This is a genomic window from Streptomyces flavofungini (assembly GCF_014650815.1).
In the GTDB taxonomy this organism is placed as follows: Bacteria; Actinomycetota; Actinomycetes; order Streptomycetales; family Streptomycetaceae; genus Streptomyces; species Streptomyces flavofungini.
In genome coordinates this window covers 471,880-493,571 of the sequence record NZ_BMVR01000005.1, presented here as the reverse complement: position 1 = coordinate 493,571, position 21,692 = coordinate 471,880, and the positions used below count along the sequence as shown (strand labels likewise).

General features: G+C 72.2%; 20 protein-coding genes. 8 read left to right on the top strand and 12 right to left on the bottom strand.

The features are described from left to right. Positions 1–7 precede the first annotated feature (7 nt). From IE274_RS15645 to IE274_RS15635, 3 genes are all read left to right on the top strand, one after another. Complete coding sequence (locus IE274_RS15645; protein WP_190116326.1) at positions 8–1,729, top strand: penicillin-binding transpeptidase domain-containing protein; 1,722 nt, start codon at positions 8–10, stop codon at positions 1,727–1,729. 188 nt (positions 1,730–1,917) lie between these two features. Continuing rightward, on the top strand, positions 1,918–2,439 hold the full coding sequence (locus tag IE274_RS15640) for a YbaK/EbsC family protein (RefSeq protein WP_190116325.1): 522 nt from the start codon (positions 1,918–1,920) through the stop codon (positions 2,437–2,439). Beyond that, positions 2,436–3,287 (top strand): EamA family transporter, encoded by an 852-nt coding sequence (locus IE274_RS15635; protein WP_190116324.1) that lies wholly within the window; start codon positions 2,436–2,438, stop codon positions 3,285–3,287. Before IE274_RS15640 ends, IE274_RS15635 begins: the two co-directional genes overlap by 4 nt. A 170-nt stretch (positions 3,288–3,457) precedes the next feature. Here the strand turns inward: IE274_RS15635 and IE274_RS15630 are convergent, their stop codons facing one another. The 3 genes from IE274_RS15630 to IE274_RS15620 all read right to left on the bottom strand — a co-directional run bounded on the left by IE274_RS15630 (position 3,458) and on the right by IE274_RS15620 (position 5,734). Continuing rightward, positions 3,458–4,426, bottom strand: a complete 969-nt coding sequence (locus IE274_RS15630) for a hypothetical protein (protein ID WP_190116323.1) — start codon at positions 4,424–4,426, stop codon at positions 3,458–3,460. Positions 4,427–4,769: 343 nt separating this feature from the next. Beyond that, positions 4,770–4,949 (bottom strand): DUF397 domain-containing protein, encoded by a 180-nt coding sequence (locus IE274_RS15625; RefSeq protein WP_229909560.1) that lies wholly within the window; start codon positions 4,947–4,949, stop codon positions 4,770–4,772. Beyond that, positions 4,946–5,734 carry a helix-turn-helix domain-containing protein gene (locus tag IE274_RS15620; RefSeq protein WP_190116322.1) on the bottom strand — a complete coding sequence of 263 codons (789 nt, stop codon included), beginning with the start codon at positions 5,732–5,734 and terminating at the stop codon, positions 4,946–4,948. Before IE274_RS15620 ends, IE274_RS15625 begins: the two co-directional genes overlap by 4 nt. A 111-nt stretch (positions 5,735–5,845) precedes the next feature. On the opposite strand from IE274_RS15620, the gene IE274_RS15615 reads away from it, so the two are divergent. Further along, positions 5,846–6,049, top strand: coding sequence for a hypothetical protein (locus IE274_RS15615; RefSeq protein ID WP_190116321.1), 204 nt, complete (start codon positions 5,846–5,848; stop codon positions 6,047–6,049). Beyond that, positions 6,042–6,686 carry an ATP-binding protein gene (locus IE274_RS40210; RefSeq protein WP_190116320.1) on the top strand — a complete coding sequence of 215 codons (645 nt, stop codon included), beginning with the start codon at positions 6,042–6,044 and terminating at the stop codon, positions 6,684–6,686. The genes IE274_RS15615 and IE274_RS40210 overlap by 8 nt, the downstream gene beginning before the upstream one ends. Positions 6,687–6,706: 20 nt before the next feature. Here IE274_RS40210 and IE274_RS15605 read toward each other — a convergent pair whose 3' ends face one another. From IE274_RS15605 to IE274_RS15590, 4 genes are read right to left on the bottom strand one after another with little or no spacing between them, the layout of a single operon-like run. Continuing rightward, entirely contained in the window at positions 6,707–7,933 is a 1,227-nt protein-coding gene (locus IE274_RS15605; RefSeq protein WP_190116319.1) for a serine hydrolase domain-containing protein, read from the bottom strand. A gap of 36 nt (positions 7,934–7,969) precedes the next feature. Continuing rightward, positions 7,970–8,743: an energy-coupling factor ABC transporter ATP-binding protein gene (locus IE274_RS15600; RefSeq protein ID WP_190116318.1), complete on the bottom strand. Its 774-nt coding sequence runs from the start codon at positions 8,741–8,743 to the stop codon at positions 7,970–7,972. Next, a complete protein-coding gene (gene cbiQ, locus IE274_RS15595) occupies positions 8,728–9,492 on the bottom strand; it encodes a cobalt ECF transporter T component CbiQ (RefSeq protein ID WP_190116317.1) in 765 nt (254 codons plus the stop codon). Before cbiQ ends, IE274_RS15600 begins: the two co-directional genes overlap by 16 nt. Before the next feature lies 1 nt (position 9,493). Then, positions 9,494–10,645 (bottom strand): energy-coupling factor ABC transporter permease, encoded by a 1,152-nt coding sequence (locus tag IE274_RS15590; RefSeq protein WP_190116316.1) that lies wholly within the window; start codon positions 10,643–10,645, stop codon positions 9,494–9,496. A gap of 290 nt (positions 10,646–10,935) precedes the next feature. Here IE274_RS15590 and IE274_RS15585 point away from each other — a divergent pair, with 290 nt between their 5' ends. Next, on the top strand, positions 10,936–11,277 hold the full coding sequence (locus tag IE274_RS15585; protein ID WP_190116315.1) for an SsgA family sporulation/cell division regulator: 342 nt from the start codon (positions 10,936–10,938) through the stop codon (positions 11,275–11,277). A gap of 52 nt (positions 11,278–11,329) precedes the next feature. Here IE274_RS15585 and IE274_RS15580 read toward each other — a convergent pair whose 3' ends face one another. Together IE274_RS15580 and IE274_RS15575 are read right to left on the bottom strand one after the other, a co-directional pair. Then, complete coding sequence (locus IE274_RS15580) at positions 11,330–13,636, bottom strand: MMPL family transporter (RefSeq protein ID WP_190116314.1); 2,307 nt, start codon at positions 13,634–13,636, stop codon at positions 11,330–11,332. A 223-nt stretch (positions 13,637–13,859) separates the two neighbouring features. Next, a complete protein-coding gene (locus IE274_RS15575; protein WP_190116313.1) occupies positions 13,860–14,462 on the bottom strand; it encodes a TetR/AcrR family transcriptional regulator in 603 nt (200 codons plus the stop codon). Positions 14,463–14,625: 163 nt separating this feature from the next. Here IE274_RS15575 and IE274_RS15570 point away from each other — a divergent pair, with 163 nt between their 5' ends. Beyond that, entirely contained in the window at positions 14,626–17,958 is a 3,333-nt protein-coding gene (locus IE274_RS15570; RefSeq protein ID WP_190116312.1) for a S41 family peptidase, read from the top strand. Positions 17,959–18,038: 80 nt separating this feature from the next. Beyond that, positions 18,039–18,224, top strand: coding sequence for a hypothetical protein (locus IE274_RS15565; protein WP_190116311.1), 186 nt, complete (start codon positions 18,039–18,041; stop codon positions 18,222–18,224). A 65-nt stretch (positions 18,225–18,289) separates the two neighbouring features. On the opposite strand, the gene IE274_RS15560 is transcribed toward IE274_RS15565, so the two are convergent. From IE274_RS15560 to IE274_RS15550, 3 genes are read right to left on the bottom strand one after another with little or no spacing between them, the layout of a single operon-like run. Beyond that, entirely contained in the window at positions 18,290–19,168 is an 879-nt protein-coding gene (locus IE274_RS15560; protein WP_190116310.1) for an SDR family oxidoreductase, read from the bottom strand. Beyond that, positions 19,165–20,112, bottom strand: a complete 948-nt coding sequence (locus tag IE274_RS15555) for an alpha/beta fold hydrolase (protein WP_190116309.1) — start codon at positions 20,110–20,112, stop codon at positions 19,165–19,167. Before IE274_RS15555 ends, IE274_RS15560 begins: the two co-directional genes overlap by 4 nt. Then, positions 20,109–21,656, bottom strand: coding sequence for a flavin-containing monooxygenase (locus tag IE274_RS15550; protein WP_190116308.1), 1,548 nt, complete (start codon positions 21,654–21,656; stop codon positions 20,109–20,111). The genes IE274_RS15555 and IE274_RS15550 overlap by 4 nt, the downstream gene beginning before the upstream one ends. Between the last annotated feature and the right edge of the window lie 36 nt (positions 21,657–21,692).

Below are 21,692 nucleotides of genomic sequence, written 5' to 3'. Positions count from 1 at the left end.
AGGGTCTGTGGGCAAGAGAAGACGTGCGACCGAGCGCAAGAAGGCGCACCCTGCCGTGCTCGGCGGCGCGGCCGTGGCGATCGTGTGCGGCGTGGGGGTCGCCGCGTACGCCCTGTCCGGCGGGAGCGGTGACGGCGAGTCGGACGGCAAGACCGTGGCGACGGGACCGCCCACGGCCGCCGAAGTGCGCACCACCGCGCGGGCGTTCCTCACCGCCTGGGGCAAGGGCGACGTGGCCTCGGCGGCGGCGCTGACGGACGACCGGAAGGCGGCCCGGGCGGCGCTGACCGCCTACCGCGAGGAGGCCAAGGTCTCCGCGGTGCGCCTGAAGCCCGGCAAGCCCGCCACCCGCAAGAGCGCGAAGGTGCCGTTCAAGGCGGCGGCCACGATCTCGTACGGGGGAAAGGACAAGGCGTACGCGTACGATTCCGCGCTGACCGTCGCGCGCCGCGCGGCCGACGGCCGGGTCCTCGTCTCCTGGCGGCCGTCGGTCGTCCACCCCGAACTGCGGGACGGCGACCGCCTGGTCACGGGTGCGGCGGGCACGCCGCCCATCAAGGCCGTGGACCGGGACGGCGGTCCGCTGACGGCCGCCAAGTACCCCTCGCTCGGCACGGTCCTGGACGGGCTGCGGGAGAAGTTCGGCAAGGAGGCGGGCGGCAAGGCGGGCGTGGAACTGCGGGTGGTGCGCGCGGACGCCGAGCCGGACTCCAAGGACTCCAAGGACTCCAAGGACTCCAAGAACCCAGCCTCGAAGAAGAGCGACGCGAAGGACACCCCCGACAAGACGCTCCTCGCCCTCGCCCCCGGCACCCCCGGCACGCTGAAGACGACGATCAGCGCGCGGACGCAGGCTGCCGCGGAGAAGCAGACGGCGAAGCGCAAGCAGGCCTCGGTCGTCGTGGTGAAGCCCAGCACCGGCGAGATCCTGGCCGTCGCCAACTCCCGGCCCGGCGGCTTCAACACGGCCTTCCAGGGCTCCCTCGCACCCGGCTCCACGATGAAGGTCATCACCTCGTCGATGCTCCTGGAGAAGAAGCTGGCGGGCGTCGACAAGAAGCACCCGTGCCCGAAGTACAAGACGTACGGCGGCTGGAAGTTCCAGAACGACGACAAGTTCCAGATCAAGGGCGGTACGTTCCGGGCCAGCTTCGCGCGGTCCTGCAACACGGCCTTCATCACCCAGGCCGAGAAGCTGTCGAACGACGACCTGACGAAGCAGGCCCAGGACGTGTTCGGCCTCGGCCGTGACAACTGGTCCGTCGGCGTCTCCTCGTTCGACGGCGCCGTGCCGGTGCAGTCCGACGCGCAGATGGCGGCCTCGCTCATCGGCCAGGGTGGCGTCCGGATGAACCCCCTGAACATGGCGTCGGTCGCCGCCACCGTGAAGTCCGGCACGTTCCGCCAGCCCTACCTGGTCTCACCCGACGTGGACGACCGCCAGCTCGCCACAGCCCCCCGCAAGATGTCCGGCCGGACGGCCTCCGCCCTCCGCGACCTCATGCACTACACCGGCGTCTCCGGCACCGCCGCCGAGCCCATGGCCGGCCTCGGGTCCGACTCGGGCGCCAAGACCGGCTCCGCGGAGGTCGACGGCCAGAAGAAGCCCAACGGCTGGTTCACCGCGTACCGCGGGGACGTGGCGGCGGCGGCGGTCGTGCAGGCCGCCGGGCACGGCGGGGAGACGGCGGGGCCGGTGGTGCGGGCGATGCTGCTGGCGGGGAAGTAGGGAGCGCCGGGGGTATTTCAGCCCGTCGTGGGGGTCCCCCCTGCTCCTCAAGAGCTTGGGGGAGATTGAGGACGAGGCGCGGAGCGCCGACAGCGGGGGTCCGGGGGCGGCAGCCCCCCGGCCCCGTCCCGGTTCCGGGCACGATTCATGGTCGCGTGGCATACACACGTACCGCTAGCGTGCAGCGCATGAGCACTACGGACAACGCCACGGGCGCATCCGGCGCCCACCCCCGCTTCGTCGAGGCCCTGCGCGGGCTCGGCCTCGACGACCTTCCCGACCGCATCCGCCGCTTCCCCGACCAGACCCGCACCGCGGCCGAGGCGGCCGCCGCGATCGGCTGCGAGCTCAGCCAGATCTGCAAGTCCCTGATCTTCGCCGCCGACGGGGTGCCCGTGCTCGTCCTCATGGACGGCTCCTCGCGCGTCGACGTGGAGCTGGTGCGGCAGGCGCTGGGCGCGGAGAAGGTCACGCGGGCCAAGGCGGACGTCGTGCGCGAGACCACGGGGTACGCGATCGGGGGCGTCCCGCCCTTCGGGCACGCCAACCCGACGCGGGTGCTCGCCGACCGGTCGCTGCTCGGGCACTCCGTGGTGTGGGCTGCCGCGGGTACGCCGTACACCGTCTTCCCGATGGCGCCGGAGGAGTTGGTAGCGCACGCGGGCGGGACACTGGTGGACGTACGCGAGGCCGACGGAACCGGTCAGTGACGCCGCTGGTCACGGGGGCCGTGCTGCTGGCCGCCGTCACCCACGCCAGTTGGAACGCCATCGCCCACCACATCACCGACAAACTCCTCGGCTTCACCCTCATATCCGGCGGCGGCGCCCTCATCGGCCTCCTCCTCGCCCCCTTCGCCCCGCTGCCCGCCGCCGGGGCCTGGCCCTACCTCCTCCTCTCCGCCGTCCTGCACGTGGCCTACATGGTCCTGCTCATGCGGTCCTTCCGGCTCGGGGACTTCGGGCAGGCCTACCCCATCGCCCGCGGCAGCGCGCCGCTCGTCGTGACCGTGCTCGCCGCCGTCTTCGCCGGGGAGGTGCCCGGGGGGTGGCAGGCCGCCGGGGTCGTCGTCTGCTCCGCCGGGCTCACCGGACTCGCCGTGTGGGGGATCCGGGGGTCGGGGCGGCGGCCGGACTGGGCGGCGATCGGCGCCGCGCTGGCCACCGGTGTCTCCATCGCGGCGTACACCGTCGTGGACGGTCTCGGCGTACGCGCCTCCGGGTCGTCCATCGGGTACATCGCCTGGCTGATGATCCTCGAAGGCATCGCCGTGCCCGCGTACGCCTGCTACCGCTGGCGCGGGGAACTCGGCGCCCGGCTGCGGCCGTTCGCCGCCGTCGGGCTCTTCGGCGCCGCGCTCTCCGTCGCCGCGTACGGCCTCGTCCTCTGGGCCCAGACCCGGGCCGACCTCGCCCCGATCTCCGCCCTCCGCGAGTCCTCCATCATCGTCGGGGCGGCGATCGGCGCGCTCTTCTTCAAGGAGAAGTTCGGGTGGTCGCGGATCGTGGCCGCGGGGGTGATGGTGGCGGGGATCGGGTTGATGCTCCACGCGGGCTGACCGACCTCGCGGGGGCGCCCCGGTCCCGCCCCTTCTCCGAAACCGGGGCTGCGCCCCTGGACCCCGGGGGTGGGTGTTCCCCTTCAGGTGGGACGGGGGCGCCCCCGAATCGGCGCTTCGCGCCTCGTCCTCAATCGCCGGACGGGCTTTTCCCCACCCACCCGCCCCCACTACCTGCCGGAACAGCCCGCCCGGCGCCCATGCGGCCCGGTGAGAGCGCGGCGGACCCGGCTGGCGTGGCGGTGCACGTCGGCGGGTTCAGGGGTGGTGGGTACGGGCCGCCGACGGCTGCCGGGGTCCCCCGTACCTTCCGGTGCCCGACAGGCGCGGCACAGGCCCCCGGGCAGGGCTTCCGGGCGGCCGGGCACGCCACAGGCGGTGCATTCCATGATCGTGCGGTGCGGTGTACGTGGCGCACTCGGAGAGGGAACGGGCGGCATCTTGTCGAGGAGGCGCCGCCGGAGGAAGGCACGGGGTGCATGGACCTGCTCGGGAAGTCCTGCGCTCAGGGCTCGGGTGAGGTCGTCGGCCGTGGCACCTCGGGCGAGCCAGTCGGCGGCCAGGTCTTCCAGCGCGGCACAGTCGGCGGCGGACAGGATCAACTGCGGGACGCTTCGGCCGAGTTGGGCGAGGATGTCGTACGTGGAGGAGGGCGGCGCGGGCTGGGTCGTGAGCTGATGCCGCTCTTCGGGTACGTCGTCGGGGGCGCCGCCGCCTCGGGCCTCGGTCGGCGAGGGCGCGTCACCGTCGAGGAACCGGCTCCACCATTCGCTGTCACGTGCGGTACGGGTCCAGTACGTGCGGAAGACCCAACGCGTGCCGGTCCCGGCGTCGCCCTCGCCCTGAGCGAGTCGCCGTACACGTCGCAGGTGCCCGGCTCGCGACAGCTCGTTGAGGGCGGTGCGGACGGCCTGCTGGCCGTAGAGGGGCTGAGCCCTGGCGAGGGTCTTGGCGTCCATGGCGGCGCCTTCGGGAAGCCGGTCGACGAAGGCGGCGAGGTAGGCCGCTCGGGCGGGGAGGTGTCCGAAGTCGCGGGCGTGGGCGGGCCCTTGGTCAGGTGCGGAACGCTTGCCGTAGCCCGGCTTGGCCATGGGGTGTGCGGAGGCGGGCAGGGCGGCGTTAGAGTCTTCGCAAGCCACGGGATCGACCTTACCGATCTTGGGGTGAGACCCCGGCGGGTGTTGGTAGCACCCGGTCGGGGTCGTTTTCGTTTGTCGCCGCGAACGCTAGAGGGTCGCGACGGCGCGTGGCAAGTCGGTCACGAAAAGCGATGTTCGGTGGTGCGGGCGGGAGTTGAAGGGGGTGGGTGGTAGGTACCCAACCGCCCAATCCTTACAAAAGGCGCTCGGATCTCGGCTCCCGAAGCCCGGGGACCGGGGCTCAGCTCTGCACGAACGCGATGAAGCGGGCCCTGGCGTGGGCGCGGGAGGCCGAGCTGGGGGCTACGGGGCCCGAGCTTCGAGCCCCACCGCTTCATCGGCCTCAGCCGCGGCTCACGTGACCGGTGAACGCGGCCCAGGCCGCCGGGGTCACCTCTATGAGTCCGGCCGCATGGTCCTTGGTGTCGCGGATCAGGATGAGCGGCTGGTTGTCGGCGACTTCTATGCAGTCGTTGTCGCCACTACTGCTGTAAGTCGACTTGTGCCAATCCGGGTTGCTCACTTGAACCTCTTCAATGCGTCTTCGATGCAAGCTGTGGTCGCTTCAGCCGTCAATGCGCTGGAGGCGAGCCGATCATAGACCCGCTGGAACCGCAGGACAGCTGCTGGTTCCTCGGAGTAATGGCCGGTCAGAAAGCCCTCCGTATACGCGCCTCGCGAACCGTCCGGCTGCGTCAGGACAGCCATGGTTCCCATGATCTTGCCAGCCCCGAAGGGGAGAAGCTGGAGCGTGATGTTCTGCTGCTCCTGGGCCTCACGCAGCCGTTCCAGTTGAGGGGCGTTGGCGTGAGCGATGGCTGCCTCGTCGAGGACAGCTGCGAACCACGGGGGATCGTCCCGCTCCCATAGCTTCTGGCGCTCCATGCGCTGCTCGACGTATGACTCGACGTTGGTCGGGTTATCAACCTGGCCGATCAGCATGAGCTCGCGTGCATAGTCAGGGGTCTGAAGCAGTCCAGGAACGAGGAATCCAACGGTGTGGATCAGTGCCGCGCTCTCTTGCTTCGCCAGATACGGCTTGGCGTAGTGGCGGACCGTCTGCTGCTCCCGGATCCTGACCAAGTCCGTCAGCGAGTCGCCCAGTTCGAGCACCAAGCCCAGCTTGATCGCCAGCGCGTGGTCCAGCGCCTCCCCGTTCTCCACCCCGGAGATCCTGCTCTTGTTGCTGAACACCTTGGCCGCGAGGTCGGTCTGGGACCAGCCCTTCGCCCGCCGCGCCTCCCTGACCTGGTTCCCGATGTACGCCTCAAGGCTCTCGGCCGGATCGAGCTCGTTAGCGCCTGGCATATGCCCCGTTCCACAGTCCGGTATCGGAATCGCTACTCCTAGTAAACGTACCCACAGGTGAGCAGCCTGGGAGTCCTCCGGAAGGACCAACTCCCCTACGAGGTACCACCTATGACCAACGACAACGGGACGCGACAGCGCATGGAGCTGTCCGTGGCGATCCGAGACCTCAGGGACGCCCTGGAGTACAAGGGGCTCGACCTCCCCGGCCTGCGCGTGGACGACCGGGGCCAGATCGAACTCGGCACGGTCAGCCCGTACACGGGCCGCATGATGGCTCGCGCCCTGATCCAAGGGGCACAGGGCGATGACTGACGCAAGCACGGCGACGGCCGTGGGGGACGTCGTCGTGGACACGCGCCGAGGGCGCGTCGTCCAAGTGACGGCTGCGGACGGTGAGGTGCTGACGGTGACTCGGCCCTCGGGCCTCTCCTGGGAGACGAGGAGTCAGAACTGTCGGCAGGCTCTGCCGGGGGAACAGCGAGAATTCGAGATCGCCAGCCGCACGACAGGAGAGTTCACGCCCTGCCCCGAACCCCTCCCCCAAGAGGTCGAATGGCACCTGCCGCGCCACGCCAGGAGCGTCGGGAGGGCCCGAACCCTCCTCCGGGAGCAGGCAAGTTCGTGGGACCTACCAACCGAGGTCACAGAGACGGCGACGCTCCTCCTGAGCGAGCTGATGACGAACGCGTACCGACACGCGAAGGTCTCCCCGGGCAGAGAGATCTGGACCCACTGCGCACTGAAGGCGGGCCGCCTCCGCATCGCGGTGTCGGACGCGAACGCGACACCGCCCGCGCCCAGGCAGGCATGCCCGGAGGACGAGTCGGGCCGAGGCCTGACCCTGGTCGCCACGCTGTCGGACAACTGGGGCACGGAACTTCGCCCCGGGGGCATCGGCAAGACGGTCTGGTTCGAACTCACCGTCGCGCGGGGGCACAACCCTGACTGAGGGCGGCCACGACACGGGCGTCAGGCGACCGCGCCCCGGAGCGCCCTCACCAACCCCTGTGCCCGCACGTCCGCCGTGACCCCCTTCCCCATCCCGTTCGTGACATAGCCGAAGGCAAGGCCCGACTCGGGGTCGGCGAAGGCGAGGGCGCCGCCCCGCCCGGGGTGCCCGAACGACGTGGGCGCGAGGAGCGGCGACGCCGCGCCGTGGAGCATGTAGCCGAGGCCGAGCCGGGTGTGGACGACGAGGACGCGGTCGGCCCCGGCGGACGCCTCAGCGCGGGCGAGGGCGAGGGTGCCGGGGGTGAACAGGCGGGCGCCGTCTTCGACTTCGCCGATGAGGGAGGCGTAGAAGCGGGCCAGCGCCCCCGCGGTGGCGATCCCGTTGGACGCGGGCAGCACGGCCGAGTGGTACGCGGCGGAGTTCTCGTCGGGGAACGGATCGATCACCCCGAAGGCCCGCCGGGTGAGGGAGTCCGGGTCCCGGTAGGCCTCGGACACCTGGGGCTTGGGCCGGGTGCGGAGCCCCGGCCCGGCGGCGGGTGCGTCCAGTCGCCCCAGCCGTCCCACCCGCCCCGCCTCGGCGGCCGGAAGGCCGACCCACAGGTCGAGGCCCAGCGGCCCGGCGATCTCCTCGGCGACGACGTCCCGTATGGAGCGCCCGGTGACCCTCCGCACCAGCTCCCCGGTCAGCCAGCTGTACGTGTGGGCGTGATAGCCGTGCTCCGTCCCCGGCTCCCAGAAGGGCGCCTGCGCGGCGACCGCGGCGGCGGCCACCTCGGGGTCGAGGGCCTGCCCGGGGGTCAGGGGGCGGTCGAGGGCGGGGACCCCGGCGCGGTGTGCGAGGACGTGGCGTACGAGCGCCCGGTCCTTGCCGTGGGCCTTGTACTCGGGCCAGTAGGCGCCGACGGGGGCGTCGAGGTCCAGCTCACCGCGCTGGTGGAGGAGGAGCAGGACGGCGGCGGCGACCCCCTTGGTCGCGGAGCGGACGACCTGCGCGGTTCCGCGCTCCCAGGGTGCGCCCCCGGCATCGGCCGCGCCTCCACCGGCGCCCCCGTCGAAGTCCCGGACCCCGCCCCAGAGGTCCACCACCGGCCGCCCGTCCCGGTACACCACGACCCCGGCGCCCCGCTCACCGAGCGCGGTGAAGTTGCGTACGAAGGCGTCCCGTACGGGCTCGAACCCCGCGGCCACCGTCCCGTGCACCGCTGCGGCGGCCGGGCCGGCCGCCTCCACGTCAGTGTTCATGTACCGCACAACAGCCTTTCGTAGCCGAAGATTCCACTACCCGTGCGCCCGTACGGTCTTCGGATCGAAGCCGAAGGGGAGTTCCAGGCGGTGGCCGCTCATGAGGTCGGCGTCGGCGAGGAGTTCGCCGGTGGGGCCGTCCGCGGCGATGACGCCTTCGCTGAGGATCAGCGCGCGGGGGCAGAGTTCGAGGGCGTACGGCAGGTCGTGGGTGACCATGAGGACGGTGACGTCCAGGGAGCGCAGGATGTCGGCGAGTTCGCGGCGGGACGCGGGGTCGAGGTTGGAGGACGGCTCGTCGAGGACGAGGATCTCGGGCTCCATGGCGAGGACGGTGGCGACGGCGACCCGGCGCCGCTGCCCGAAGGAGAGGTGGTGCGGCGGCCGGTCGACGTACTCGGCCATGCCGACCTGCCCGAGGGCCTTGAGCACGCGCGCCTCCAGGTCGGGGCCGCGCATTCCGGCCGCCGCGGGCCCGAAGGCCACGTCCTCGCGCACCGTCGGCATGAACAGCTGGTCGTCGGGGTCCTGGAAGACGATGCCGACCTTGCGGCGGATCTCGGCCAGGTGCCGTTTGCCGACGGGCAGTCCGGCCACGGTGACCGTCCCGGCGCCCGCGGTGAGGATGCCGTTCAGGTGCAGGACGAGGGTCGTCTTGCCCGCGCCGTTGGGCCCGAGCAGCGCGACGCGTTCACCGCGTTCGATGCTGAGGTCCACGCCGAACAGGGCCTGGTGGCCGTCGGGGTAGGCGTAGGCGAGGCCGGCGACCTCCAGGGACGCGGGTACGGCGGCAGTCACGACAGGGTCCATCCCAACAGGCAGACGGCTAGGGCGGTGAGGGGCAGGGTGAGGGCGTACGTCCACTGGGCGCGGGTCGCCGTCGCCTCGTCGATGACCGGCATCGACCCGGCGTAGCCCCGGCTGACCATGGCGAGGTGGACGCGTTCGCCGCGCTCGTAGGAGCGGATGAACAGCGCGCCCGCCGATTTGGCGAGCACGCCCCAGTGGCGCACGCCGCGCGCCTCGAAGCCGCGGGACTCGCGCGCGATCCGCATGCGCCGCATCTCGTCCGCGATGACGTCGCCGTAGCGGATCATGAAGGACGCGATCTGGACGAGCAGCGGCGGGAGCTTCAGGCGCTGCAGGCCCAGGAGCAGTTCGCGGAGTTCCGTGGTGGCGGCGAGGAGGACGGAGGCGGCGACTCCGAGGGTGCCCTTGGCGAGGACGTTCCAGGCGCCCCACAGACCGTGGACGCTCAGCGACATCCCGAGGACCTCGGTGCGTTCGCCCTGCGCCACGAACGGGAGGAGCAGCGCGAACGCCACGAAGGGGATCTCGATGAGCAGCCGCTTCAGCCAGAAGAGGAGCGGGACCCGGGCCGCGTACGCCACCGACGCGAGCAGCAGCGCGTACGCCGCGAACGCCCACATCGCCTCGCGGGGCGTGGAGACCACGACGACCACGAAGCAGAAGACGGCGGTGAGCTTGGTGTGCGGGGGCAGGGCGTGCACCGGCGAGTGGCCGTGGCGGTAGAGGCGGTGGGCGTGACCGGCACCCATGTCAGGCGTTCTCGGCGGGTTCGGTCGCCGAGGCGGTGGCCGTGGGCTCGGTCGTCGAGGGGGTCGAGGTGGTCGGGGCCGGACCGGTCTCCGCCGGTTCGGTCGCCGAGGCGGTCGAGGCCGGGCCCGTCCCCGCGGCGCGGCGCCTGCGGACCGCCCAGAACACCGCGCTGCCCGCCACCACCGTCGCGCCGACGCCGATGACGCCCGCGAGGCCGCCGGACAGGCGGGCGTCGCTGATGTCCTTGATGCCGTAGTCGGCGAGCGGCGAGTCGGCGGCGGCGTGCTCCTTCTCGCCCTTGTCGAAGCCCTTGTCGTGGGCGACCTTCTCCAGGCCGTCGGGGTTCGTGGAGGCGTAGAAGGACACGAAGCCCGCGAGGACGACGGAGGCGGCGAGGCCCACGGCCCACAGCTTGCGGTGCGAGCGGGCGGCGGCAGCGGCGGGGGCCGGGGTGGTGCCGGGCGCGTCGATCAGCTCGCCCCCGACCCGCAGCCGCAGCGGCGCCGTCAGGCCGCGCGCCCCGTGCACCAGGTCCGGCCGGACCGCGATGACCGCGCCGACCGTCAGCGCCGTGATCGCGGCCTCGCCGATGCCGATCAGGACGTGCACGCCGATCATGGCCGTGGCGACCTTGCCGAGGGGCACGTCCGTGGTGCCGCCGACGGCGTAGATGAGGGTGAAGGCGGCGGCCGCGGCCGGTACGGAGACGAGCGCGGCCGTGAAGGCGGCGACGGTGAGGGAGCGGCGGCCGCGCGGCAGCAGCCGCGCCAGGCCCCGGAAGATCGCGTACGCCACGACGGTCGTCACGACGGCCATGACGGAGATGTTCACGCCGAGCGCGGTCAGGCCGCCGTCGGCGAAGAGCAGGCCCTGCATGAGCAGGACCACGGCGACGCACAGGACCCCGGTAAAGGGGCCGACGAGTATCGCCGCGAGCGCGCCGCCCAGGAGGTGGCCGCTGGTCCCGGCGGCGACCGGGAAGTTCAGCATCTGCACGGCGAAGATGAACGCCGCCACGAGTCCGGCCAGCGGCGCCGTGCGCTCGTCGAGTTCTCTGCGCGCACCACGGAGGCTGACGGCCACCGCGCCCGCGGCGGCGACACCGGCGACGGCGGAGACGGGAGCATTGATGAAGCCATCGGGGACATGCATGCGCGTGCTCCTGGAAAGGCGCATGTCATGAGTGTGGGGAGGCACTCATGACGAGAGCGGATCGCTCCGAGCGGGGCGCTCGTGAACCTTTCAATGATGGGCGTTGTTGCGAATCGCTTGCAAGAGCGGTCCGGCAACGATTGGGGGCGGGCCGGACCGTCCGGAACGGGCGGGCCGGACCGTCTCCGCGCCCCCTTCGCCCTATGTGACATATGCGTACATATGGGACATTGGGGAGTGAGCCGCTTTCCGTGGGCCGGAACGACCCGGAACGACTACGAGGAGTCAGCATGTCCGCAGTCGAGCAGTACACCCGGGCCCACCTGGTCACCGACTCCCCCGACGAGCACGTCGTCGTCCCCGTCGCGCTGCGCTACGACCCGGAGGCCGACCCGCGCGCGGTGCGGGTCGGCCTCCCGGGGTCCCACGACTGGACCTTCAGCCGCGAGCTGCTCGAACAGGGGCTGCGGGCGCCGACGGAGAGCGGCGACATCAGCATCTGGCCGTGCGGGCGGGTCCAGACGATCCTGGAGTTCCACTCGGCGCAGGGGGTGGCGGTCGTGCAGTTCGACGCCTCGGCGCTGATCCGCTTCCTGCGCCGCACGTACGCGGCCGCCCCCGTGCCCCACTGACCCGGGCACGAGGGCTCAGCCGCGCGGGCGGACTCAGCCGCGCAGGGCGGACTCAGACGCGGACGAGTTCCCGGTCCGCGTCCGGATCGGCCCGGTCCCCGCTCCGGTCCTGCGGAGTACGCAGCCCCTCGCCCTCGACGTCCACGTTCGGCAGCGAGCGGTCCAGCCACTTCGGCAGCCACCAGGCCCTGCGGCCGAGCAGCGCGAGCACCGCCGGGACCAGCGCCATCCGCACGATGAACGCGTCGAAGAAGACGGCGATGGCGAGGCCGAAGCCGATCATCTTGACCATCTGCTCGCTGGAGCCGATGAACCCGGCGAACACCGCGATCATGATGACCGCCGCCGCGGACACGACCCGCGCCCCGTGCTTGAAGCCGGTGACGATCGCCTCGTGCGGGCTCTCGCCGTGGACATACGCCTCCCGCATCCGGGTCACGAGGAACACCTCGTAGTCCATCGCCAGGCCGAAGACCACGCCCACCATGAAGATCGGCATCATGCTCATGATCGGGCCGGTCTGCTCGACGCCGAACAGCGCACCGAGCCAGCCCCACTGGAAGACCGCGACCACGGCGCCGAGCGCGGCGAGCACCGACAGCAGGAAGCCGAGGGCCGCCTTGAGCGGCACCAGGACCGAGCGGAAGACGACGATCAGGAGCAGGAACGCGAGCCCCACGACGAGTGCGAGGTACGGGATCAGGGCGTCGTTGAGCTTCTCCGAGACGTCGATGTTCATGGCCGTGGTGCCGGTGACCATGACCTCGGCACCGCTGTCGGCCTTGACGTCCTTCGCCTCGCCGCGGATCGCGTGCACCAGGTTCTCGGTCTCGGTGCCGCTGGGCTTGGCCGACGGCACGACGCTGAGCATCGCGGTGTCGCCCGCCTTGTCGAACCGCGGCGGGCTCACCGTGAGCACGTCGTCGAGGCCCGAGATCTTCTTCTGTACGGCGGCCGCCTCACCCTTGGCGTCGTCGACGCCCTTGAGGTCGGTGACCACCATCAGCGGACCGTTGAACCCAGGACCGAAGCCGTCCGCGATCAGGTCGTAGGCCTTGCGCTGGGTCGTGGACGTGGGCTGCGCGCCGTCGTCGGGCAGCCCGAGTTCGAGCTGCGAGACGGGCAGGGCGGCGGCGCCGAGGCCGAGCACGCCGAGCAGCAGGACGGCGACGGGGCGCCGGACGACGAAGCGGGCCCAGCGGGTGCCGAGGTTCTCCTTGGCCGGGGCGTTGCCCTCGGCCGGGGCGTTCTCCTTGGCCGGGGCGTCGCCCTTGGCCGGGGCGTCGGCACCGGAGGCCGCGGCCGCGCCGGCCTTCTTCCGACCGCCGAACAGCCTCCCCTTCTCCCCCGTCGGCCTGACCTTCTTGCCCGCGTACCCGAGCAGCGCCGGGATCATCGTGAGCGCGATCAGGACCGCGATGGCGACGGTTCCGGCCGCCGCGAAGCCCATCTTGGTGAGCATCGGGATGTTGACCACCGCGAGCCCGACGAGGGCGATGACGACGGTCAGTCCGGCGAAGACGACGGCCGATCCGGCGGTGCCGACGGCGCGGCCCGCCGCGTCCTCGCGGTCGCGGCCCTCGGCGAGTTCGGCGCGGTAGCGCGAGACGATGAAGAGGGCGTAGTCGATGCCGACCGCGAGGCCGATCATCATCGCCAGCGTCGAGGTGGTGGTGCCCAGGTCGAGGGCGCTGGCGAGCGCGGCGATCGAGGAGACGCCGATGCCGACGCCGATCAGCGCGGTGAGCAGCGGCAGACCGGCCGACACGAGCGAGCCGAAGGTGATGACGAGGACCACGGCCGCGACCGCGATGCCGATGATCTCGGTGGCGCCGGTGTGCGGCATGGCCTGCAGCGCGTCACCGCCGACCTCGACGGTCATGCCGTCGCCCCGCGCCTCGTCGGTGGTCTTCTCCAGCGCGTCCCGGCTGTCGTCGGTCAGCTCCATGGAGGTGACCTTGTACGTCACGGAGGCGTACGCCGTCGTCCGGTCCTTGGAGACCGTCTTGGCCTTGAACGGGTCGTCGGCGCGGGCGACTTGGCCGGAGCCGGAGCCGAGGGCGGAGACGGTCTGCTGGATCTCGGCCCTGACGGCCGGGTCGGTGACCTTCTCGCCCTTCGGCGCCTTGAACACGACGCGGGCGCTGGCGCCGTCGGCGCTGGCCTCGGGCGCGCGCTTCCCCAGGAGGTCGAAGGCCTGCTGGGCCTCGGTACCGGGGATGGAGAACGAGCTGGAGGCGGCGGTGGGGGCCGAGGCGGCACCCACCCCGGCGAGGGTGAGCAGCGCGACCCAGATGAGGGCGACGAAGTGCCGTCGCCGGAAGGCGAGTCGGCCTAGTTTGTACAGGAATGTGGCCACGGGGAGTACTCCCGGTCAGGTCGTGGTGGCTGCTGGCTTCTGGGCAGGGGTGATCAGCCCGACGACGAAGGGGGTACCGCCCATGCCCTCAGGGCAGGGGGGAGGTCGCGTCAGGTGGTGTGGTCGCGGGCGCGACCGGGGGGGGCTCCCCGGGTGAGTGGGTCGAGAGGGGCCTGGAGGGGTCTAGCGGGAACCAGAAGGGCCTAGAGGGATCTAGAGGGACCTAGAGGGATGAGACGCCGAGGGCGGGGAGGATCACGGCGTTGATGTAACTGCGGAGGAAGTCCTGGTCGGCAGGGCGTTCCTCGACGAGGTCGCGGGCGACGAAGCCGCCGACCAGCATGTGGATGACGTACTCGAACGCCGGGTTGTCGGCGTCGATCTCGCCCCGGGCGACGGCGCGGCGCAGCAGCTCGTTCAGGCCGGTGATCTCCGGCTCGATCAGCAACTGGCGCAGCGCCTGGCGCAGTTCGGGGTTGCCGTGGATGGCGTGGAACAGGCCTCGCATCAGCGCCTGGTCCTGCTTCATCTTGCAGTCGTCCTGGAGGGCCACCATCTCCATGAAGTCCCCGCGCAGGGACCCCGTGTCGATGTCGGCCATGGACACGGGCTTGTTGTGCTTCAGCGCCCGGGCGACCAGCTCCGCCTTGCCGCCCCACTGGCGGTAGAGCGTGGCCTTGCTGGACCGGGTGCGGGCAGCGACCGCGTCCATCGTGAGCGCGTCGTACCCGACCTCGCGCAGCAGCTCCAGGACGGCCTCGTAGAGCTCCGCCTCCCGCTCGGGCGTGATCCGGCTCCGCCGCGGCGGCACTGCCACTTCAGCCATGAGCCGACTCCTTGTTTCCCGATTTCCCGATGCCACTGCTACGCCGAGTACTCTACGGGACCTCCTAGCGAAACGAAACGGTTTCGTACGTGTTCCGGGCCACACGCTTCAGGGGCGAGCCCCATAAGTTGCCCCGGCCTCCGGCACGGAAAAGCATGGGGACGTGACCCAGGCGTACCTCCGCTTCCCCCACGTCAGCGGCGACCGGCTCTGCTTCGTCGCCGAGGACGACCTATGGATCGCCCCCCTCGTCCCGAAGGGCGCGGAGCCGACCCGCGCCTGGCGGATCACCGCCGACCGCACCAAGCTCGGCCACCCCCGCTTCAGCCCGGACGGCAGTCACGTCGCGTACACGAGCTGGCGCAGCCTGGACCCCGAGATCCACCTGGCCCCGGCGGACGGCGGCCCCGCGCGCCGTCTGACCTACTGGGGCTCCATGGACACCCGCGTCTGCGGCTGGACCCCGGACGGCGACATCCTCGCCGTCTCCTCGCACGGCCAGCCCTTCTCGTACTTCTGCTGGGCCTACAGCGTCCCCACCGACGGCTCCCCCGGCGGCAGGCTGCCCTGGGGCCCGGTGCACGACATCGCCGTGCTCGACGGCGAGGGCGACGGCGAGCGCCGCACGCTGCTCCTGACCGGGAAGCCGCCGCACGAGCCCGCCGCCTGGAAGCGCTACCGGGGCGGCGCGACGGGCCGCCTGTGGCTGCACGGCGAGCGGCTGCTCGGCGACCTCGGGGGGCATCTGGACGCGCCGATGTTCGTGTCGGGGCGGATCGCGTTCCTCTCCGACCACGAGGGCGTCGGCAACCTGTACTCCTGCCTGCCCGACGGCACCGACCTGCGCCGCCACACCGACCACGACGCCTTCTACGCCCGGCACGCCGCCAGCGACGGCACCCGCGTCGTCTACCAGTGCGCGGGCGAGATCTGGCTGGTGGACGACCTGGCCGCCGACTCCGTGCCGCGCCGCGTCGAGGTCGAGATCGGCGGCCCGCGCGCGGGGCGGCGGACGTACCAGGTGCCCGCCGCGCAGCACGTCGACGCGCTCTCGGTGGACACCACGGGCCGCGCCAGCGCCGTCGTCGTACGCGGCAGCCTGTACTGGCTGACCCACCGCGACGGCCCCGCCCGCACCATCGCCGACACCCCCGGCGTCCGGGTGCGGCTGCCGGAGATGCTGGGCGCGGGCGGGCAGGTCGCGTACGTCACCGACGCCGAGGGCGAGGACGCGGTCGAGATCGCCTACCTGCCCCGGGCCAGCGGCGACCGGGCGCCGCGCAGGCTGGCGGGCGGGCAGCTCGGACGGGTGCAGGAGCTGGTGTCCGACCCGGCCGGGGAGCGGCTCGCGATCGCCTCGCACGACGGCCGCCTGCTGCTCGTCACCGTGTCCGAGGAAGCGGCCGCCGCCGCGGGCACCGAGGACTCCGACGGCGAGGTGACGGAGCTGATCCGGTCCCTCAACGGCCCCGTGCGCGACCTCGCCTTCTCCCCCGACGGGGCGTGGCTCACCTGGTCGCACCCCGGCATCGGCCGGTCCCTGCGGAAGATCAAGCTGGCCCGGATCGCGGGCCCCGGGGCCCGCACCGTCATCGACGTCACCAACGGCCGCTTCGAGGACGAGAACCCGGTGTTCACCCGGGACGGCCGCTATCTCGCCTTCCTCTCCTGGCGCGGCTTCGACCCCGTCTACGACGTGCACACCGGCGACCTGTCCTTCCCGCTCGGCTGCCGCCCCTACCTCGTACCGCTGTCGTCCGCGACGCCCTCGCCCTTCGCGCTGCTGCCCGACGGGCGGCCCGCGGCGGGCGGGCTCGACCCGTACGCGGACGGCGCTGACGGCGCGGGCGACGACGGGTCCGGCGACGGGACGGTGACCGTGGAGGCGGAGGGCCTGGCGAGCAGGGTCACGCCGTTCCCGGTGGCGGCGTCGAAGTACTCCGCGCTGTGCCCGGTGAGCGGCGGCGGCCTGGTGTGGCTGCGGTGGCCGATCTCGGGCGCGCTCGGCGAGACCTTCGCCAACCCGGCCGACACCTCGGGCCGTCCGACCCTGGAGTACTTCAACATCACCAAGGCCAAGAAGTCCGAACTCGTCGACCACCTCGACTGGTTCGCGACCAGCGGGGACGGCTCGCGGCTCGTCGTGGTGGACGAGGGCGACCTGCGGGCCGTGCCGTCCACCGAGTCCGGCGACGGCGACAGCACCGTCTGGCTCGACCTGCGCCGCATCCTGCACGACGTCGACCCGGCCGCCGAGTGGCGGCAGGCCTTCGACGAGGCGGGCCGCCTCATCCGCGCCCACTTCTGGGAACCGGGGATGTGCGGCATCGACTGGACGGGCGTCCTCGACCAGTACCGGCCCCTGGTGGAGCGCGTCGCATCGCCCGACGAGTTCGCCGACCTGCTCCGGGAGGTCCTCGGCGAACTCGGCACCTCGCACGCGTACGTCACCGCGGCGCGGCGCAACGAGGGTCCCCCGCACTACCAGCGGGCGATGGGCCTCCTCGGCGCCAACCTGGTGCGCAGGGACGAGGGCTGGGTCGTGAAACGGATCCTGCCCGGCGAGTCCTCCGACTCCAAGGCGCGCTCGCCGCTGGCCGGCGCGGGCATCCGCGAGGGCGCCGTCCTCACCCATGTGGACGGGCGGCCCGTCGACCCCGTGACCGGCCCCTATCCGCTGCTCGCCGCGGCGGGCGGTACGACGGTGGAGCTGACGTTCCGGCCCGCGGCGGGCGCGGGGCGCTCACGGCGGGTCGCGATCGTGCCGCTCGTCAACGAGCGGCCGCTGCGGTACCAGGACTGGGTGGCCAAACGCCGTGAGGTCGTAAGGGAGTTGAGCGACGGCCGGTGCGGCTATCTGCACATCCCCGACATGGGCGGCTCGGGCTGGGCCCAGTTCAACCGGGACCTGCGCCTAGAGGTGTCGCTGCCCGCGCTGCTCGTCGACGTACGCGGCAACGCGGGCGGCCACATCAGCGAACTCGTCGTGGAGAAGCTCACCCGCAAGATCCTCGGCTGGGACCTGACGCGGGACGCCCAGCCGGTGTCGTACGCCTCCAACGCGCCCCGGGGCCCGGTCGTCGCCCTCGCCGACGAGGCGACCTCCTCCGACGGCGACATGATCACCGCCGTGTTCAAGCTTCTCGGGCTCGGGCCCGTGGTGGGGCAGCGGACCTGGGGCGGGGTCGTCGGGATGACCGGGCGGCACACGCTCGGCGACGGCACGGTCATCACGGTGCCGATGAACGCGGCCTGGTTCGACACCTACGGCTGGTCCGTGGAGAACCACGGCGTGGAGCCCGATCTCGCCGTCCTGCGCACGCCGTTGGACTGGGCGGAGGGGCGGCACGCACAGCTCGACGACGCGGTGCGGGTCGCTCTGGACCTGCTCGCGCTCCACCCGGCCGCGGTGCCGCCGGGCTACTCGGACGTGCCCGACCGGCGGCGCCCGAAGCTGCCGCCGAGGGGCGCCCAGCGGACGGATCACGGAGCGTGAGTGATCGAAATGCGCTGTTTCTGCGGCTATGTGAGTCTGGTCGAGGCCCCATCCCCTCACCCACAACGGGAGTGCACAGCATGGGCATGAAGGACCAGTTCCAGGACAAGGCCGAGCAGCTCCGCAACAAGGCGCAGGAGGCCATGGGCGGCGCCAAGGACGAGGCGAGCGAGCGCTCCCAGCAGGCCCAGGAGAAGGCCCCCGACGAGGCCCAGCGCGCCGCGCAGGAGGCTCAGGACAAGTTCGACCAGGACTACGACGCGTAGCCGTCGCACGGGCGGAACAGCGAACGGGGCTCGCCCGGACTTCCGGGCGAGCCCCGTTTCACGCGCTACCGCCCCCGGCGAGCCTCCGCGTCAGCGGTACCCCCCGCCCCCACAAGCCCGGTCGAGACCTCCCCGAGCCGCGGCTCGAACCGCCGCATCTCCCGTTGGCCGACGCGGGCGATGACCCCCGGCAGGTACGGCCGCATGCCCTGCATGCCCCGCAGCCACCACTGCGCGTAGACGTGGGCGCTCCGCCGCTCGATCCCGGCGACGATCCGGTCGACGGCGGGGCCGAGCGGATACGTCTTGTTGGACGGCCACGGCAGCCGCGACCGCAACTCCCGCATCACGTCGTCCGCGTCGGCCCCGCGCACCATGTCGGTGTCCGTCCAGGACAGATAGCCGACGCCGACCTGCACGCCCTTGTAGCCGACTTCGGCCCGCAGCGCGTGCGCGTACGCCTCCACGCCCGACTTGGACGCGCAGTACGCGGTCATCATCGGCGCGGGCGTCAGCGCGGCGAGCGAGGCGATCTGGAGGAGGTAGCCGCGGCTCTCCATGAGGACGGGCAGGAACGCCCGCGCCGTCACCGCGCTGCCGATCAGGTTGACCTCGATGACCCGCCGCCAGGCGACGGGGTCGGAGGAGAGGAAGGGCCCCCCGCTCGCCACCCCGGCGTTGGCGACGACGATGTCGACCTTCCCGAACCGCGCCTTGACCTCATCGGCGACCCGCGCCATCACCTCGTGGTCGGTGACGTCGGCGTGCCAGCACTCGGCCTCGCCGTGCAGCCGCGAGGCGACCTGCTTCAGTTCGTCGGGTTCGAGCCCGACGAGCGCCACCTGCGCGCCGCGCGCCGACAGCTTGCGGGCGAGGAGTTCCCCGACTCCGCGTGCGGCCCCGGTGACGACCGCGACCTGTCCTTCCAGGCTCACCTTGCTCATGCGCCCTCCCTCTCCTGCCGCGACACGGGCTCCCGTACGACGTACCGCTCCGCCAGTTCCGTGATCCTGCGGGTCACCACCTCCGGCGCCTCGACCGGCGTCATGTGCCCGACGCCGGTCAGCTCGGTCAGGCCGAGGCAGTGCGGCAGCGCCGCTGCGATCCGCCGGGCCTGCACGACGGGCGTGAGCCGGTCGGCCGTCCCCGCGATCACCGCCGTGGGCGCCGCGAGCCCGGCCACCCCGGCTTCGAGGTGCAGCTCGTCCAGGACGTGCGCCCACCGGTAGCGCACGACGCGCGGGCACCCGTGCACGATCCGCGCGCACACCTCGACCCGCTCGGGCGCCGAACCGGGGCCCATCGTGGCGTACTTGAGGAGGCGCCGGGCGATCGGCGTCACGGGTCCGAGGGGCGCCCGCGACCCGAGCAGCCGCCGGGTGAGCCACGTCCGCACCCCTCCGGCGCGCAGCGGCAGGACCGTCGACTCGGCGACGAGCCGCGAACCGCCGGTGCTGCACAGCAGCACCGCGGCCGCATGGTCGCGCACCCCGGGCCGCCCGGCGGCGGCCATCAGCGTCATGCCGCCCATGGAGTGCCCGACGAGGACGGCGGGTTCACCGGGCGCGAGGGTCGCGGCGAGCACGGCTTCGAGGTCGTCGGCGAGGGCCCGGGTGCCGTATCCGGCGGCCTCCAGGGGCGCCTCGCTGCGCCCGTGCCCGCGCTGGTCGTAGGCGATCACGCGGTAGCTGTCCGCCAGGGCCCGGATCTGCGCCGCCCAGAACGCGGTGGAGCAGGTCCAGCCGTGCGCGAGGACGATCGCGGGCGCGTGCTCGGGCCCGTGCACCTCGACGTGGACGCGGGCCCCGTCGGCGGAGACGGCGGTCAGCTCGTGCGCGGGGACGGGCGGCGCGTAGGGCCCGCTGCGGACGTGGGTGAGCCGGGTCATGCGGTGGCCCTCGCCTTCGTGGTCGCCTTGCCGGACCTGCGGCGCCGGGGTCCGCCGTCGGCCGCGGGGGCGCGCACGACCTCGTACTCGGACAGGTCGACGCGCCGCGTGGCGGTGCGGAACTCCGTCGTCGTACCGGGCCAGACGGTGGTGTTGACGCCGTTGTCGTCCAGGTACCAGCTGGTGCAGCCGCCGGTGTTCCAGACGGTGCGCTTCATGCGCTCCTGGACGCGGCGGTTCCAGGCGTCGACGGCGGCGGTGCGCGGGGACAGCGCGGTGCGGCCGCCGATGGTGTTCAACTGCCGCATGTAGTCGGCGAGATAGTTCAGCTGGGACTCGATCATGAGGATCATCGAGGAGTTGCCGAGGCCGGTGTTCGGGCCGATGACGGTGAAGAAGTTCGGGAAGCCCGCGGCGGTCGCGCCGCGCAGCGACTTCATGCCGTCCTTCCAGCTCTCCGCCAGCGTGGTGCCGTCCGCGCCGACGACGCGTTCGGCGATCGGCATGTCCGTGACGTGGAAGCCGGTGCCGAAGACGATCGCGTCGACCTCGGTCTCGGTGCCGTCGGCCGCCACGACGGTGGACCCGCGCACCTCGGCGAGGCCGCTCGCGACCACGTCGACGTTGGGCTTGGCGAGCGCCGGGTAGTAGGCGTTGGAGAGCAGGATCCGCTTGCAGCCGATGCGGTACGTCGGCGTCAGCTTGGCCCGCAGCACCGGGTCCTTGACCGACCGCTCCATGTTGCGCTTGGCGATGCGCTCGATCAGGCCGAGTTCGTCCGGCCGCTTGGTGAACGCCTGCACCTGGAGCTCCCTGATGCCCCACAGGAGGCCCCGGCGCGCCTGGGTGGTGAACGGCAACTGCCGGTGCAGCCACCGCTCGACGCCGGTGATGGCCCGGTCGGCGCGCGGCAGGACCCACGGCGGGGTGCGCTGGAACAGCGTGAGCTGCCGCACCTCGCGCCGGATCTCCGGCACGATCTGGATCGCGGAGGCCCCGGTGCCGACCATGGCGACGCGCTTGCCGCGCAGGTCGTAGTCGTGGTCCCAGCGCGCGGAGTGGAAGACCTTGCCGGGGAAGGTGTCCAGGCCCGGGATGTCGGGCGTCTTGGGGTCGGAGAGCGGTCCGGTGGCGGAGACCACGATGTCGGCGGTGAGCTTGCCGGTGCTGGTCTCGATCCCCCAGCGCAGCTCGTCGGTGTCCCAGGCCAGCTTCAGGACCTCGGTGTCGAGCCGGAGGTGCGGGCGCAGCCGGAAGGTGTCCGCGACCCGCTCCAGGTAGTCCCAGATGTGCTCCTGCCCGGAGAAGGTGCGCGGCCAGTCCGGGTTCGGCGCGAACGAGAACGAGTACAGGTGGGACGGCACGTCGCAGGCGCAGCCCGGGTAGCTGTTGTCCCGCCAGGTGCCGCCGACGGCACCGGCCCGCTCCAGGACGACGAAGTCGGTGATGCCCTCCCTGCGCAGCCGGACGGCGGCGCCGATCCCGCCGAACCCGGACCCGATCACCGCCACCCGCACGTGTTCCACACGTTCGCTCCCGGCCATGCCGACGCCTCCCGAGGTGTGACTCTGCCAGTAAGC